Raw genomic sequence first — 16,702 nt, forward strand, 5'->3', positions numbered from 1 at the left:
AAATTCTTAAATGTTTGTTAAAGAAAAGTAGGTTTAGCCTACAATGCCTAAAATGTTGTATTCACGCATGATCAGGTACTCTTGACCTTCGATCTTTTCAATTTTTTCAACATTACTGCCAAATATAACCGTTTCGCCTACTTTTACTTCTAGTGCTCTAATATCACCATTTTCTAAAGCTAGGCCATTGCCCACAGCAATAACTTCTCCGCGAGTTGATTTCTCAGCTGCAGAGCCAGTTAATACAATACCGCCAGCAGATTTGGTTTCTTCTTCTAAGCGCTTGATGATTACGCGATCTTGTAAAGGACGAATGTTCATTTTTTATTACTCCTAACAGTTTCTGAACAATACAGAATAAAAGCTTTGCTAATTTGCATTCAATAATGGGGGTGGAGTGAAAAATTCCAAGAGAAAAAACGATAAATTTTTAATCTTTTCTTTCAAATTCACCATCTATTGTTGTTGGATGCTCTACTTGATGATTATTTTGTTGTGTACTTTGCTGTGAAAAACCACTTGGACGTTGGTTTTGTTGCATTGAAGCACTCATTTTTACAGTGGCTTGGCTAGCAAGTCCGGCTGCTAATTTATTACGTATAGCTGGAGTGAGTAATAGCAACCCAAAAACGTCGGTCATAATGCCGGGAGTTAGTAATAATACACCCGCAATCACTACACATATTCCGGTAAATAATTCTTTAGCTGGCATTTGCCCTTGTGCCATTTGGCTTTGCACATTTTGCATTGCGCCCATGCCTTGTTGTTTTACCATTTTTGCCCCAAGTATGGCGGTCAGTATGACTAATGCAATCGTTGCAAAGCCACCAATCACTTCACTTACTTGAATGAGTAGGGCTATTTCAATAATGGGAATGATAATAAACAACACAAATAAAAATCTAAACATAAAGCTCTCTAATTAATGAAACTCAATAGAGTTGGTGAAATATTAATGAGGGTGCAGGGGTCTTTTTTCAAGAGAGCATATTAGCCTATCCTTTAATAAGGTTATCTACACATTGGTTTAGCTATCAGATACTATGGATATATCAAAATATCCTCAGTTTTAATATGGTTAATTATGAATACGCAATTTAAGCTAATTTTTACGACGTGCGAAAACGAACAAGAAGCCAAAGTGCTTGCTACTGCACTGGTAAAACGACAACAAGCTGCTTGTGTCAATATTTTACCTAAAGTCACTTCTATTTATATGTGGGAGCAAGCATTGGTTGAATCTCAAGAGGTTAAGTTATTGATTAAAACCAAAGCTGAAAAATTAAATGACGTGTTCGATACCATTAAATCGTTACACAGTTATGAAGTACCTGAAATTCAGGTGGTTGATGTAAGTACCGGTAATTTAGCGTACTTTAATTGGATGGATGAGGTTTTAAGTTAATGCGTTGGTTGTTTTTTTGCTTGCTGTTTATAGCTTCGGCTCCTTCATTATCTGCAAATAATAGTTTTTTAAATGATTTTATTAATGATGCTCCGCAACAGCGATTTTTGCCTGTAGATCAAGCTTTTGTATTTAATTTTTCACAGCAAGGGAGTGAATTTGATATTAGCTGGGATATTGCGCCTGGGTATTATTTATATAAGAAAAAAATTGAACTAATTGCTAAAAATGCCACGATAAAAGTAGGTGATTTAGGGCTGGGCGAGATTATTGAAGATGAATTTTTTGGCAAAACCGAAGTCTTTTTTAATCGTGTTAGTTTAACAAGTCATTTAAGCCATATTACCACCGATGCGGTGGTTAAAATACGTTATCAGGGGTGTGCAGAAGCTGGGTTGTGTTATCCACCGGAGGTAATCAGTGTACCACTTAGCCTCATTCATACCGAACAAGCCACTGCGAGTGAAAAAAGTGCTTTATCGGCACCGCAAAGCATACAAAATGCACCTAATAAAAACACAAACACCACAACAAGCGAATTAACCTTCGCAGAGCGTTTAGCAAGCCAGGGTTTACTTACTAACTTAGTAATATTTTTTGTATTAGGTGTAGGGCTTGCATTTACGCCGTGTGTATTTCCTATGTTTCCTATTTTATCGAGCTTAATTGCTGGGCAACAAAACCTTTCAACTAAAAAAGCATTTATATTGTCATTTGTGTACATTCAGGGCATGGCAGTTACCTATGCTATTTTAGGATTAGTCGTTGCTGCATTAGGCGGGCAAGTACAAGGGTATTTACAGCACCCCTATGTATTAATTAGCTTTAGCTTATTATTTGTATTATTGGCTATGTCGATGTTTGGCTGGTACGAAATAAAATTACCTAGCGGTTTAATGAATAAATTAACGCATGTTAGCAACAAGCAACAGGGCGGAAATTACCTCGGTGTATTTTTAATGGGAGTGTTGTCGGGGTTGATTGCCTCACCGTGTACAACGGCGCCATTATCGGCTGCATTATTGTTTGTGGCACAAAGTGGCGATTACTTTATTGGCGGAATAACCTTATACGTACTGAGTTTAGGCATGGGGTTACCTCTGTTGTTACTAGGAACATCGGGTGGAAAATTACTGCCAAAAGCGGGCGCTTGGATGCAGCAAGTTAAAACCTTATTTGGTTTTATTATGTTGGCTATCCCGCTTATTTTGCTTGAACGCATTGTTGCTTTTAATATTATTTTGCTACTTGCTGGTGGGTTAGCATTAGCGATAGCTGTTTATTTACATTATTGGCAAAGTAGTCAGCGACAAAGTAAATCTAAAACCGCTTTATGGTTAATTGCAACGCTATTAGTGCTGACAAGTTTTACCTTAGTTAAACAAGCCCTTTGGCCGCAGAAGGCGCATACACAGCAAGTTAAGCAGGAAAATACGTTTACAAAAGTGGCAGATTTAGCCCAGTTAAAAACGGCGGTAGCAAAGGCAAATAAGCAAGGTATGCCGGTTATGGTCGATTTGTATGCTGATTGGTGTGTGGCGTGTAAAGAGTTTGAGCATTACACCTTTCCTCAAGCACAAGTGCAAAGTGAATTTAAGCACTTTACGCTTATTCAAATAGATTTAACGCAAAGTGATAACGAAACCATCGAAGTCATGGATGAATATAGTGTATTTGGGTTACCCAGTATTTTGTTTTTTAATACCCAAGGTAAAGAGCTCAATGACTTACGAGTAACAGGTTTTTTAAACGCAGATGACTTTGCGAACCACCTTTCTAGAGTGCGTGCCAACGCCCAGTAGTCGTACAAAAGTCGGCTATTTATACTGCAGGTTTATCACTGGTTTAATGCTAGCGATAAGCCTGTAAATTCTTCGTTACATTTCCCTCCAATAGAGATTAGACCAGTATTTTGCTGCTATTTACGTCGAACTGACTATAATAGAGCGCTAACGTGAGAAAGTGTTGCTATTTTTCTTTTTTGTACTTATGTTATATCGAAAAGCTAGTTAGCAATTGTTTAACTCATTACTTATAGGATATATCGCGTATTATGGCTGCAAAATTTAAACTTTTAGTTATAAATGGCCCCAACTTAAACATGCTTGGTAAACGTGAACCAGATAAATATGGTTCACAAACGTTAGCCGAGATTATGAGCGAACTAAATATGGTTGCTCAGAGTCTAGATGTTGAGTTAGCGCATTTTCAAAGTAATAGTGAACAGGCTTTAATAGAACGTATTCACGATGCTTGGCAAGCGGTTGATTTTATCATTATAAACCCTGCTGCATTTACGCATACTAGCGTTGCTTTACGTGATGCACTGTTAAGTATTTCGGTACCGTTTTATGAAGTTCATTTAAGTAACGTACATGCGCGTGAAGCGTTTAGACATCATTCTTATTTTTCTGATGTGGCGCAAGGCGTAATATGCGGATTAGGTGCAATGGGTTATAAAGCAGCATTAACAGCTGCGGTAATGCGTTTGCAAAATACACTTTAATTTAAATTTAACCTCAGTTATTAAGCGTGAGCAAATAGCTTTGGTTTTAACACACAAACTAACAGGCGGGTCGTTAAATGGATATTCGCAAGATTAAAAAACTTATCGAATTAGTAGAAGAATCGGGTATTGCTGAACTTGAGATCACCGAAGGTGAAGAGTCGGTACGTATTAATCGTAATAATATGAGCGCAGGCCCAGCATACGCTCCTCAGTACGCACCACAATTTGCAGCGCCGGCACCAACAGCGGCACCCGTAACTGCTCCTGCAGTTGCTGAAGAATCAGCACAAGCACCAGCAGCACCAACAGGTCATCAGGTTTTATCACCTATGGTTGGTTCTTTTTACACTGCAGCGTCACCAGATGCACCTGCATATGTAGAAGTCGGTACACAAGTAAAAGTAGGCGATACATTATGTATTGTTGAAGCAATGAAAATGATGAACCAAATAGAATCAGATAAAGCCGGTACTATAAAAGCAATTTTAGTAGAAAACGGCGAACCAGTAGAATTTGATCAACCTCTATTCATCATTGAATAATTACGCAACTTTTAAGGCCAACTCTTATGTTAGATAAAGTAGTCATTGCAAACCGAGGTGAAATTGCACTTCGTGTATTGCGCGCCTGCAAAGAGCTTGGGATCAAAACGGTTGCTGTGCATTCAACGGCGGATCGCGATCTTAAGCATGTATTACTTGCAGATGAAACCATTTGTATTGGTAGACCTCCAGCAACTGAAAGTTATTTAGATATACCGCGTATTATTGCGGCAGCTGAAGTAACTGATGCTGTAGCGATTCATCCAGGTTATGGTTTCCTGTCTGAAAATGCGGATTTTGCCGACCAAGTTGAGCAAAGTGGTTTTGTATTTATTGGTCCAACAGGCGATACCATTCGTTTGATGGGTGATAAAGTATCGGCAATTGAAGCAATGCGTAAAGCGGGCGTTCCGTGTGTACCAGGTTCTGATGGCCCTGTAACTGACGATAACGAACGTAATATGCAAATTGCAAAACGCATAGGTTACCCTGTGATCATAAAAGCGGCCGGTGGCGGTGGTGGTCGTGGTATGCGTGTTGTTCGTAGTGAATCAGAACTTATAGATTCTATCGCGCTTACTCAGCAAGAAGCGAAGCAGTTCTTTGGTAATAGCATGGTTTACATGGAAAAATTCCTAGAAAACCCTCGCCATATCGAAGTTCAAGTACTTGCAGATGGACAAGGTAATGCCGTGCACTTAGGTGAACGAGATTGTTCAATGCAACGTCGTCATCAAAAGGTAGTTGAAGAAGCGCCTGCGCCAGGTATTACTGCCGAAATGCGTAAGTTTATTGGTGAGCGCTGTACACGTGCATGTATTGAAATTGGCTACCGCGGTGCGGGTACGTTTGAATTTTTATACGAAAACGGTGAGTTTTACTTTATTGAAATGAATACCCGTATTCAGGTTGAGCACCCTGTAACCGAAATGGTAACAGGCGTTGACTTAATTAAAGAGCAATTAAAAATTGCAGCGGGCCAACCATTATCATTTACTCAAGACGATGTGGTTATTCGTGGACATGCTATTGAGTGTCGTATTAATGCCGAAGACCCAGATACATTTATTCCTTCGCCGGGTAAAATTACACGATTCCACCCTGCCGGTGGTTTAGGTATTCGTTGGGATAGCCATATTTACGCAGATTACTCAGTACCGCCACATTACGATTCGATGATAGGTAAGCTTATTACTTATGGAGAAAACCGTGATGTTGCGATAGCGCGTGGACGCAATGCATTAAGCGAATTAGTTATTGATGGTATTAAAACGAATACACCATTACATAAAAAAATTCTTGCTGATGAAAACTTCCAAAATGGTGGAACTAATATCCACTACCTTGAGAAAAAACTAGGGCTTTAAATTCTTAGTTTTTTGAAAAACCGGCTTATATAGTCGGTTTTTTTATGTCTAAAACGCCATTCTATCGCCATAAAAAAATATTCTGGTATGATTATAGCCAATAGATGTTTAGATAGTTTTTTGAGGTATAAATGACAGCGTGCTTTTCAGCGCACTTAATTGATGAGAATGCCACTGTAAGCATGGGTAATCAGTTAGCGACTATTATTGATAATGGCGCAGTGCTTTATTTACATGGTGACTTAGGCGCAGGAAAAACCACGTTTACACGCGGTGTAGTGCAAGGTTTTGGTCATGTGGGGAAAGTTAAAAGCCCTACTTATACCTTGGTAGAACCATATGAATTGGCCAGTGCTAATGTTTACCACTTTGATTTATACCGCTTAGGCGACCCAGAAGAGCTAGAATTTATGGGGATCCGCGATTATTTTTCGAGCCACGCTATTTGTATTGTTGAGTGGCCAGAAAAAGGAGGGGACTTTATTCCAACTCCTGATTTAAATATCACTTTAAGCTATGTTAAAAATGAACGTAATATACATATTGAAAGTGCCAGTGAGCGCGGTATAGCAATAATAAATAAATTAAAAAAATAAAGGCGGTTATTGTTTAATGAACAAGGGTGTTGTTAAGTGTTTAGTGATCCTTACATTAATTTTAGTGAATTTTCCCGCATGGGCTAAAAACACCATTAATAGTGTACGAGTGTGGCCATCTCCAGATAGCACTCGTGTGGTATTTGACCTAGCAGAAAAACCCGAATTTAGTTACTTTATGCTAAAAAATCCTAGCCGGTTAGTGGTTGATTTAGAGCACACCCCTAAGATTAAAAACTTACCGAGTATCCCCAGTAAGCATAAAATTGTTAATAAGTTACGCTATTCAACACCCAAAAATAAGGATAGTGTACGCTTTGTATTTGAATTAGATGTTCCGATAAAACCGGTTGTATTTGCGTTAGCGCCAACGGGTCCTTATAAAAACCGCTTAGTGGTCGACTTGTATAATAAGTCGCAACCCGTTGCAACCAATAGCGCTGCCCAAACGGCAGCTAAAAACCGTAAGCTAAGACAAGAGCGCGATATTGTTATTGCAATAGATGCAGGACATGGTGGTGAAGACCCTGGTTCAATTGGACCATCGGGAACGTATGAAAAAACGATTACCTTACAAATTGCTAAACGCTTAGAGAAATTAATTGATGCCGAAAAAGGCATGATCTCAAGAATGGTACGAAGTGGCGATTACTTTGTAAAACTCAACACGCGTACTAATCGGGCGCGTCAGAAAAAAGCTGACTTTTTTGTGTCGATTCACGCTGATGCATTTACCAGCCCCGGTCCAAATGGAGCGTCAGTGTGGGTATTATCGTTACGCAGAGCAAACTCTGAAATTGGTAAATGGATAGAAGACAAAGAAAAACATTCAGAGCTATTAGGTGGCGCAGCCGATGTTATTAAAGATGCCGCTAACGAAAAGTATTTAGCCCAAGCGTTACTTGATATGTCGATGGATCATTCGATGAAAACAGGGTTAAGCGTAGCCGAAGAAGTTGTTAAAGAATTAAAAAAGGTAGCTAAGCTACACAAAAAAGTGCCACAACATGCCAGCTTAGCAGTGTTAAAGTCGCCAGATATTCCTTCTATTTTGGTTGAAACAGGATTTATTTCTAACCACCGTGAAGAACGTTTATTAAAAAGCGCCAGCCATCAACAGCGCTTGGCTAAAGCTATTTTTACTTCAATTAAAAGCTATTATTTGAAAAACCCTCCTGATGATTCATTATTTGCAAAAATGAAGGCTCAAAACCCAACCAAATATAAAGTACGCTCGGGAGAGTCATTAAGTTTATTAGCAAATCGTTACGGGGTATCGGTAAGTAAAATTAAAACAATAAATAACCTTAAATCGAATACGTTGTTTATTGGCCAAGAACTGAATATCCCGCAAAGCTAATTGCTAACCACTATTTTAGGACATCACATGAGCATTGAAATACTGCCTGCGCGATTAGCAAACCAAATAGCTGCGGGTGAAGTAGTTGAACGCCCAGCTTCGGTAGTTAAAGAACTTGTTGAAAATAGTTTAGATGCTGGGGCAACTCGCATTCAAATAGAAATTGAACGTGGTGGTCATAAGTTAATTAAAATTACAGATAATGGTAGTGGCATTGCTAAAGAGCAACTCACTTTAGCTTTGTCACGTCATGCGACAAGCAAGCTAAAGTCATTAGATGATTTAGAAAATATTTGTTCGTTAGGCTTTAGAGGCGAAGCACTTGCGTCGATTAGTTCTGTATCGCGCTTAACACTTAGCTCAAAACCTAAATCACAAGACGCCGCTTGGCAGGCCTTTGCACAAGGGCGCGATATGGCGGTAGAAGTTAAGCCGGTTGCACATCCCGATGGCACCTCGATTGAAGTAAAAGATTTATTTTTTAACACCCCCGCTAGGCGCAAATTTTTACGTACTGAGAAGACAGAGTTTAGTCATATCGATGAGCTTATTAAGCGTATTGCTTTGAGTCGCTTTGATGTCACAATAACCTTAACTCATAACCAAAAAGTTGTTAGGCAGTATCGTGCAAAACCAGATCCTTGCCAAGCGATTAGTCGGGTTGCTCAAGTTGCAGGTAAAGCATTTGCTGAGCAAGGCTTGCATATAGTATCGGGAGAGCCTGGGCTACAACTCACAGGCTGGGTACTTCCTGTGGGAGCTGCTAATACCACGCAATATACTTATGTGAATAATCGCATGATGCGCGATAAACTCATATTGCATGCTATACGACAAGCGTTTGAAGAGGTTGCCGGTGAACAGCCTTTACCGGGTTTTGTTATTTATATTGATATTGACCCACGCCAAGTTGATGTGAACGTACACCCAGCAAAACATGAAGTACGTTTTCATCAAGGGCGTTTAGTGCACGACTTTATTTTACAGGCAATTAAACAAGTTGTTGTGCCATTACAAGGTGAGTTAACGCATCCCGAAAATACTCAAGGTAGTGCAGCAAATAACACCACCACTTTAGAACATAGCTCAATAAATTATGCGCCAAGTATACAACACACAGACAACGGCCTTGATTACCCTAAATCATCGTTAAAAAGTCATGCCAGTGCTCAAGGGACTTATTCGGGTGGTGGCCGTGCTAGCGAAAAAAGCACCGCAGCTAATCACCATGATGTAAATGCTTTTTACCAAGGTGTAAGTGAGCAACAAGCTGCGCATTTTGATCAAGTCAATACAATACAAACTCAGCCAGAGCCAAATCAAATTTCACAACCTAATGCGATGATCATTTCTTTAGCGAATGGGGCGTGTGCATTTAGTGAAGATAATCAATTATTTTGTTCCCATTTTAAGTATGTGTTAAGCGAACACTGGTACAGTCAGATAGAACTACACGGTAGTTTAGACGGCAAAGCATTGTTATTGCCAGTGCGCGTAAATTTAACAGAGCAAGACGCGATAGTATTAACTAAACAGCAGTCGTGGTTTACTTTACTCGGTTTTGATTTAGTTATAGAAAAAAACTTTGTTATGGTTAAAAAGCTGCCTCATAGCATGTATTTACTTGATGTTAGCGAAGCGATAAATAACTTATTAGCACAATGTAATGTACAAGAAGACACGTTAGTACAATGGCTATCATGGTTAGTAAGCTGCGTTCCTTCGCGTTTTTACAATAGTAGTGCCTTTATGGCTCAGCAGCAGGAAATGAAAAATAATCCACAAACTTTGCAACGCTTGAGGCAAAAAGCAGTTAAAATAGACATACAAGACTATTTAGCGCAAATAAATTAAGGTTATCGTGTTGAGTAAATTACCGGTCATATTTTTAATGGGCCCTACTGCTGCAGGAAAAACAGCATTAGCCATTGAACTATGTGAGCATTTAAAAACAGAAATCATAAGTGTTGATTCGGCACTCATATACAAAGGTATGGATATTGGTACCGCAAAACCTGATGCTCAAGAGCAACAAGTGGCGCCGCATCATTTAATCGACTTCCTTGACCCGAGTGCATCGTATTCAGTTGCTGATTTTAGACGTGACGCGATTGCTAAAATAGATGAGTTTCATCGCCAAGGCAAAGTCCCCGTGTTGGTTGGTGGCACCATGATGTACTTTAAGTCATTAATTGATGGTTTATCACCATTGCCTGAAGCCGATGTAAATATACGCTTAGAGCTTGAACAGCAGGCAAAACAACATGGTTGGCCACACTTACACAAAGAATTAGCTAAAGTTGACAGCCAAGCGGCCGAAAAAATAAGTGAGAATGATTCACAAAGAATTAATCGAGCTTTAGAGGTCTACCGTATAACAGGTCAATCTATGACGGAATTGCAAAAACAAAAGCAACCGCCATTACCTTATACATTCCATCAGTTTGCTATTGCACCTGATGATCGCAGCGAGTTACATGCGCGAATTGAGCAAAGATTTAAAATAATGATCGAACAGGGGTTTGAAAAAGAAGTTTCGACCCTATATATACGTAAGGATTTACATCCCAATATGCCTTCAATTCGTTGTGTGGGTTACAGACAAATGTGGGATTACCTTGCGGGCGAAATTGACCATGATGAAATGGTTTTTAGAGGCATCGCAGCTACACGACAATTGGCTAAACGGCAATTAACGTGGTTACGAAGTTGGCCCGAGTTAACGTGGTTAACAACAGATGATGAAGAAAACTTGCATCGTGTAGTAAGTTCGCTAAGCTAGTAGTAGTTGAATGTTTAATTTATTAAATGAGTTCAGCCACTTAATTATAATAACACCTAAAAACGAAGGAATAATAACATGGCAAAAGGCCAATCGCTCCAAGACCCATTTTTGAATGCATTACGTCGTGAACGCATTCCAGTATCAATTTTTTTGGTAAATGGTATTAAGCTGCAAGGTAAAATACAGTCATTTGACCAATTTGTTATCTTACTAGATAACACTGTAAACCAAATGGTTTACAAGCACGCAATTTCAACCGTAGTTCCTGCTCGTGCAGTTAATTTTCAAGGTGTTCAAGGTGATGAAAGCACTGATGAAGAACCTGAAGTAGGAAATTTTTAATTAGGAGCGTAATGCTTGTTTGATCGCTATGAATCCGGCGAACAGGCGATTTTGGTTCATATCGACTTGCCTAAAGAGGGAGATCGCGAAGATCTTCACGAATTAGAATTGTTGGTATCCTCTGCTGGTGTTAGTAGTTTGGCGGTTGTGCAAGGCAGCCGTCAAGCACCACATCCGAAACTATTCGTCGGTACCGGTAAAGCAGAAGAAATAGCTGAAATTGTCAAAATCCACAATGCAGATGTTGTCATATTTAACCATCAATTAAGTCCCTCTCAAGAGCGTAATTTAGAACGCGTTTGTCAGTGTAGGGTACTTGATAGGACAACACTAATCCTCGATATCTTTGCGCAAAGAGCGCGTACCCATGAAGGTAAATTGCAGGTTGAATTGGCGCAATTACGCCATATGTCAACGCGATTGATCCGTGGTTGGACTCACCTTGAGCGGCAAAAAGGGGGGATAGGTTTACGAGGACCTGGTGAAACTCAGTTAGAGACCGATAGGCGCTTATTAAGAGCGCGTATTAAAAATATTCGTGCACGTTTAGCTAAAGTGGCAGTGCAACGTGAGCAAGGCCGCCGAGCGCGTACTCGAAATGAAATACCGACAGTATCGTTAGTCGGTTATACCAATGCGGGTAAATCAACATTATTTAATCGTATTACCGATTCTGATGTTTATGCCGCCGACCAATTATTTGCCACCTTAGACCCGACGTTACGTAAATTAGATATTGGCGATGTAGGTTCGATTATTTTAGCCGATACGGTGGGTTTTATTCGTCATTTACCACATGATTTAGTGGCCGCCTTTAAAGCGACACTAACTGAAACACGTGAAGCAGATTTACAGCTTCATGTGATTGATGTTGCAGATGCGCGACGAAAAGAAAATATTGAACAGGTAAACTCTGTTTTAAAAGAAATTGAAGCAGACGAAGTGCCACAGTTATTAATTTATAACAAAATTGATGCGCTAGAAGATGTTAGTCCACGTATTGATAGAGATGATCAGGGTAAGCCTATTCGGGTTTGGTTGTCGGCACAAACAGGTGAAGGTTGTGAGCTATTAAGCGATGCGATTAGTGACTTACTCGCTAAACAAATGTTTGGTGAAACCTTGCTGCTAGGGCCGCAATATGGGCGTTTTAGAGCCGCATTATTTAGTTTAAATGCTGTGCACAATGAGCGGTTTGATGAAAACGGTCAGTGGTTGCTCGATGTACGTTTACCTATGGTCGAATGGCATCGTTTAGTGAAAGAATTTGGTCCAGAAATCGAAGGTTTTATAAACTAACATTAAAAATTATATGATTAATGTCGGTTTTAGTATGAGAAACGCGGTAGATTTGATAGATTTACCCTAATTTACTAATTAATTTAGATAACAGTGGAGTATAGCTATGGCCTGGAATGAACCGGGTAATAATGGCAATGATAAAGATCCGTGGAATAAAAAAGGCGGACGCGATCAAGGCCCACCTGATTTAGACGAGGTGTTTCGTAAGTTTAGTAACAAGTTTGGCGGCTTATTTGGCGGAAAAAAATCTGGCAAAAATAGTGGCGGTGGACTTGGCGGAGCCGGTATCTCATTTATCCTTATTATCGCCGTAATTGTGTGGGCGTTAAGTGGTATTTACACAGTAAAAGAAGCTGAACGTGGTGTGGTAATGCAATTTGGTAAATATGACCGCATTGCAGATCCAGGCTTACGTTGGAAAATGACCTTTATTGAAACGGTTATTCCTGTTGATATTGAAGCAGTACGCTCATTATCTGCAGCAGGCTTTATGCTAACTGAAGACGAAAACGTAGTAAGCGTTGAGTTTGAAGTGCAATATCGTGTTATTGACCCATACCTTTACGAGTTTAGCGTAACTAATGCTGATAACAGCTTAGAGCAAGCGTTAGATAGTGCATTACGTTATGTTGTTGGTCATGCAAAAATGGATCAAGTATTAACGAATGGTCGTGAAGTCGTTCGTCAAAATACGTGGGATGAGCTTAACAAAATCATTGAACCTTATAACTTAGGTTTAATTGTTACTGATGTGAACTTTAAAGACTCTCGTCCACCGACTGAAGTTAAAGATGCATTTGATGACGCGATTGCAGCGCAAGAAGATGAAGAGCGTTTTATTCGTGAAGCGGAAGCATATGCGCGTGAAATTGAACCTCGTGCACGTGGACAAGTAACGCGTATGACACAAGAAGCCGAAGGTTATCAAGAACGTATTACACTTGAAGCGCAAGGTGAAGTGGCGCGTTTTGAAAAGTTACTACCTGAATATCAATCAGCTAAAGAAGTAACTCGTGAGCGTTTATACCTAGATACAATGGAAGAAGTATTAGGTAGTAGTTCAAAAGTGATTGTTGATGTTAAAGGTGGCAATAATATGATGTATCTACCTCTTGATAAAATCATGGAAAAACAAGGCTCGGCAACGCGTGTTGCGCTACCAAGCTCAAGTGATATCCAAGATTTACGCAATAAAGTAAATACATCGCGCAATAGCACTGTTAATAGCACCAACGACCGCTTTAACAACGATCGCTTTAATAACGGGAGATAAACATAATGAAAAACTTTAGTTTAGTAATACTGTTAGCTGCCATTGTTATGTGTTTTTCATCGGTATTTGTTGTACCTGAAGGACAAAAAGCAATCGTCATGCTATTTAGTAAAGTACAAAAAGATAGCGATGATAAAGCGATTGTTTATGGTCCGGGATTACAGTTTAAAGTACCATTTTTTAGCCAAGTACGTCGTATAGATGCACGTATTCAAACGCTAGATGGTGCACCTGATCGTTTTGTTACTAGCGAGAAAAAAGACCTTATTGTTGACTCGTTTGTAAAGTGGCGTGTTAACGATTTTAGTGCATTTTACTTACGTGCTCGTGGTGATAAACAATACGCTGAAACACTCCTTAAACAAAAAGTAAATAATGGCTTACGTACTAACTTTGGTACTCGTACTATTCGTGAAATTGTATCGGGTGAACGTAGTGAGTTAATGGAAGAGGCGTTAGTTCAAGCCTCTGAAAGTGCTCAAGAGTTAGGTATTGAAGTGCTTGATGTGCGCGTTAAGCAAATTAACTTACCACAAGAGGTAAGCAGTTCTATTTATCAACGTATGCGTGCTGAGCGTACTGCTGTGGCTAAAGAGCATCGCTCTGAAGGTCAGGAGAAAGCAGAAACGATACGCGCAAATGTTGATCGTAGAGTAACAGTAATGCTTGCTGACGCTGAACGTAATGCACGTACAGTGCGTGGTCAAGGTGATGCTGATGCTGCGGCTATTTACGCAAAAGCGTACAACAAAGATCCAGAGTTTTTTGGCTTTGTACGTTCGTTAGAAGCTTACAAAAATACCTTTAAAGATAAGCAAGATGTTATGGTACTTTCACCTGATAGCGACTTCTTTAAATATATGAAAGGCGCTTCGGTACAGTAATGTAACGTAGTACTTTATTAATTAAGCCTCGTTTATACGGGGCTTTTTTATAGTTGATGATTTTAATAAGATTCTGTTATTTAAGAGTTTTCTTTTTTTTTTGAGGATTTAAATAACGTTTGCTGAAAAAACAGCCTAAACAGGGTGAACTTTATATTGGTTTTCTGGTAAAATCTTGTCCTAATTTTTTCTAAGTGAATTTACAATGGGCAAAAACGTTGTTGTATTAGGCACCCAATGGGGTGATGAAGGTAAGGGTAAGGTAGTTGATCTCCTTACAGATAAAGCATCTTTAGTGGTACGCTACCAAGGTGGTCATAACGCTGGCCATACTTTAGTTATTAACGGTGAAAAGACGGTTCTACACCTTATTCCATCGGGTGTATTACGTGACAATGTTAAATGTGTAATTGGTAATGGCGTTGTGCTATCACCAGAAGCATTAATGAAAGAAATAGGCATGCTTGAAGCGCGTAACGTACCTGTACGTGAGCGTTTGTTAATTAGTGAAGCATGTCCATTAATTTTACCATTTCATATAGCATTAGATGTTGCGCGCGAAACAGCGCGTGGCGATAAGCCAATTGGTACAACAGGCCGTGGTATCGGACCTGCTTATGAAGATAAAGTGGCTCGTCGCGGTTTACGCGTAGGTGACTTATTCAATCCAGAGTTATTTGCAGCAAAACTAAAAGAAGTACTTGAATACCACAACTTCACTTTAGTTAATTACTACAAAGTAGACGCTGTTGATTTCCAAAAGACGTTTGACGATGCAATGGCTGTTGCCGATATTCTAAAAGCAATGGTGGTTGATGTAACTGAACTGTTAGATCAAACCCGTTTAGCGGGTGAGCACATTTTATTTGAAGGTGCACAAGGTACATTACTTGATATCGATCACGGTACATACCCATATGTAACGTCTTCAAATACAACTGCTGGCGGTGTAGCAACAGGTGCAGGCTTTGGTCCATTAAACCTTGACTATGTTTTAGGTATTATTAAAGCATACACAACACGTGTTGGTTCAGGTCCATTCCCAACTGAACTTTACGACGGCCTTGAAAAGCAAGACCCAGTCGGTAAGCATTTAGGTGATAAAGGTCATGAGTTTGGTGCAACAACAGGGCGTTTACGTCGTACCGGTTGGTTAGATGCTGTTGCAATGCGTCGTGCAGTACAAATTAACAGTATTTCAGGTTTTTGTTTAACTAAGTTAGATGTATTAGATGGCTTAGAAACACTTAAAATCTGTACTGGTTACCAGCTTGAAGATGGCACCGTAACGAACGTTACACCGCTTGCAGCTGAAGGTTACGAAAAAGTAACTCCTGTGTACGAAGAAATGCCTGGTTGGTCAGAAAATACCGTGGGCGTAACTAGCCTTGACGGTTTGCCTAAAGCGGCGATTGACTACATTAAGCGCATTGAAGAAATCACCGGTGTGCCTATTGATATTATTTCTACCGGCCCAGATCGTGTAGAAACAATGGTACTTCGCAACCCGTTTGCATAATACCATCATTGATAAAAAAGCTGCTTTTGCAGCTTTTTTTATGCCTGTAAATTTTATACCTGTAAAATAATGGAACGATCTTTGTATAGTTTTGTTTAAGTTTATTGCTACTTAGGATATTTATGCGTTTATCATTTTGTTATAAAAATTTAGCTAAGGCGAGCGTATTAGCCAGTTTATTGTTTTCTAACAATGTGTTGGCGCAAGAAGTGTTAGGTGCAGTGCCTTTATATACTGAGTCAGAGCTAATCGCTTTGATTGATAAAAACGCACATTTAGCACGAGTTAAGGCAGATGATTGCCAATTAGTACAAGATATTGAAGCCAGAGCCAATAAATTGGCATTGCCTTCGTATCAATTTTTATATGGCGATATGTTAGCTTATGGCGTGTGTGTAGAGCGTAATGTGGCACTGGGTGTTCATTATATGCGTAAATCAGCTGAGCAAGGCTTAGCAGGCGCATTAGAGCAACTTGGACGTTACTACGACATTGGTAAGTTAGTACAAGAAGATAAAGCGCAAGCTATCGTATATTTACGTGAAGCATCGGCACAAGGTAACTTAAAAGCGCAGTTACGCTTAGTAAACTTATTTAACCGAGGCTATGGCAGCCCTCGCGATTTTGAAAATGCGTATCGGTGGTTGTTTAATTCAACGGTAGCAGATAAAAATATGCATAATAAAGTAAAAAATGCATTAACTAAACTTGCACAAAAAATGCCTAATAGTGTGGTTGAGCGTGCTCGTTTACCCATGTAGCTAAGCTATTTTTTACTTATATAAATAAAAGCCTAAATAATATTTAGGCTTTTTTAT

General features: G+C 39.5%; 17 protein-coding genes. 15 read left to right on the top strand and 2 right to left on the bottom strand.

Annotation, left to right across the window (positions count from 1 at the left end; genetic code table 11):
* Nucleotides 1-33: 33 nt before the first annotated feature.
* Together J8L70_RS05585 and J8L70_RS05590 are read right to left on the bottom strand one after the other, a co-directional pair.
* A complete protein-coding gene (locus tag J8L70_RS05585) occupies nt 34-321 on the bottom strand; it encodes a co-chaperone GroES (protein ID WP_211054522.1) in 288 nt (95 codons plus the stop codon).
* Nucleotides 322-430: 109 nt separating this feature from the next.
* Nucleotides 431-910, bottom strand: a complete 480-nt coding sequence (locus tag J8L70_RS05590; protein WP_211054524.1) for an FxsA family protein — start codon at nt 908-910, stop codon at nt 431-433.
* A gap of 174 nt (nt 911-1,084) precedes the next feature.
* Here J8L70_RS05590 and cutA point away from each other — a divergent pair, with 174 nt between their 5' ends.
* The 15 genes from cutA to J8L70_RS05665 all read left to right on the top strand — a co-directional run bounded on the left by cutA (nt 1,085) and on the right by J8L70_RS05665 (nt 16,645).
* Entirely contained in the window at nt 1,085-1,405 is a 321-nt protein-coding gene (gene cutA, locus J8L70_RS05595; protein ID WP_211054526.1) for a divalent-cation tolerance protein CutA, read from the top strand.
* Nucleotides 1,405-3,207 carry a protein-disulfide reductase DsbD gene (locus tag J8L70_RS05600; protein WP_211054528.1) on the top strand — a complete coding sequence of 601 codons (1,803 nt, stop codon included), beginning with the start codon at nt 1,405-1,407 and terminating at the stop codon, nt 3,205-3,207. The genes cutA and J8L70_RS05600 overlap by 1 nt, the downstream gene beginning before the upstream one ends.
* A 251-nt stretch (nt 3,208-3,458) precedes the next feature.
* Nucleotides 3,459-3,911, top strand: coding sequence for a type II 3-dehydroquinate dehydratase (aroQ, locus tag J8L70_RS05605; protein WP_211054529.1), 453 nt, complete (start codon nt 3,459-3,461; stop codon nt 3,909-3,911).
* 77 nt (nt 3,912-3,988) lie between these two features.
* Nucleotides 3,989-4,456 (top strand): acetyl-CoA carboxylase biotin carboxyl carrier protein, encoded by a 468-nt coding sequence (gene accB / locus J8L70_RS05610; RefSeq protein ID WP_211054531.1) that lies wholly within the window; start codon nt 3,989-3,991, stop codon nt 4,454-4,456.
* Nucleotides 4,457-4,482: 26 nt separating this feature from the next.
* On the top strand, nt 4,483-5,823 hold the full coding sequence (accC, locus tag J8L70_RS05615; RefSeq protein ID WP_211054533.1) for an acetyl-CoA carboxylase biotin carboxylase subunit: 1,341 nt from the start codon (nt 4,483-4,485) through the stop codon (nt 5,821-5,823).
* Nucleotides 5,824-5,954: 131 nt separating this feature from the next.
* Complete coding sequence (gene tsaE / locus J8L70_RS05620) at nt 5,955-6,419, top strand: tRNA (adenosine(37)-N6)-threonylcarbamoyltransferase complex ATPase subunit type 1 TsaE (RefSeq protein ID WP_211054535.1); 465 nt, start codon at nt 5,955-5,957, stop codon at nt 6,417-6,419.
* Between the two features lie 16 nt (nt 6,420-6,435).
* A complete protein-coding gene (locus tag J8L70_RS05625) occupies nt 6,436-7,779 on the top strand; it encodes an N-acetylmuramoyl-L-alanine amidase (RefSeq protein WP_211054537.1) in 1,344 nt (447 codons plus the stop codon).
* A 27-nt stretch (nt 7,780-7,806) separates the two neighbouring features.
* Nucleotides 7,807-9,633 (top strand): DNA mismatch repair endonuclease MutL, encoded by a 1,827-nt coding sequence (mutL, locus tag J8L70_RS05630; protein WP_211054539.1) that lies wholly within the window; start codon nt 7,807-7,809, stop codon nt 9,631-9,633.
* Nucleotides 9,634-9,643: 10 nt separating this feature from the next.
* Nucleotides 9,644-10,561 carry a tRNA (adenosine(37)-N6)-dimethylallyltransferase MiaA gene (miaA, locus tag J8L70_RS05635; protein ID WP_211054638.1) on the top strand — a complete coding sequence of 306 codons (918 nt, stop codon included), beginning with the start codon at nt 9,644-9,646 and terminating at the stop codon, nt 10,559-10,561.
* Nucleotides 10,562-10,639: 78 nt separating this feature from the next.
* Nucleotides 10,640-10,906 (top strand): RNA chaperone Hfq, encoded by a 267-nt coding sequence (hfq, locus tag J8L70_RS05640; protein WP_211054540.1) that lies wholly within the window; start codon nt 10,640-10,642, stop codon nt 10,904-10,906.
* Between the two features lie 15 nt (nt 10,907-10,921).
* The gene (hflX, locus tag J8L70_RS05645; RefSeq protein WP_211054542.1) at nt 10,922-12,205 is read left to right on the top strand and encodes a ribosome rescue GTPase HflX; all 1,284 of its coding nucleotides are present in this window, start codon (nt 10,922-10,924) and stop codon (nt 12,203-12,205) included.
* A gap of 106 nt (nt 12,206-12,311) precedes the next feature.
* Nucleotides 12,312-13,481: an FtsH protease activity modulator HflK gene (gene hflK, locus J8L70_RS05650; RefSeq protein WP_211054544.1), complete on the top strand. Its 1,170-nt coding sequence runs from the start codon at nt 12,312-12,314 to the stop codon at nt 13,479-13,481.
* Nucleotides 13,482-13,486: 5 nt separating this feature from the next.
* The gene (gene hflC, locus J8L70_RS05655) at nt 13,487-14,365 is read left to right on the top strand and encodes a protease modulator HflC (protein WP_211054546.1); all 879 of its coding nucleotides are present in this window, start codon (nt 13,487-13,489) and stop codon (nt 14,363-14,365) included.
* Nucleotides 14,366-14,570: 205 nt separating this feature from the next.
* On the top strand, nt 14,571-15,884 hold the full coding sequence (locus J8L70_RS05660) for an adenylosuccinate synthase (RefSeq protein ID WP_211054548.1): 1,314 nt from the start codon (nt 14,571-14,573) through the stop codon (nt 15,882-15,884).
* A gap of 122 nt (nt 15,885-16,006) precedes the next feature.
* The gene (locus J8L70_RS05665) at nt 16,007-16,645 is read left to right on the top strand and encodes a tetratricopeptide repeat protein (RefSeq protein WP_211054549.1); all 639 of its coding nucleotides are present in this window, start codon (nt 16,007-16,009) and stop codon (nt 16,643-16,645) included.
* Nucleotides 16,646-16,702: the final 57 nt, after the last annotated feature.

Origin of the sequence: Pseudoalteromonas sp. MMG010, from assembly GCF_018100905.1 — a bacterium.
Lineage (GTDB): Bacteria > Pseudomonadota > Gammaproteobacteria > Enterobacterales > Alteromonadaceae > Pseudoalteromonas.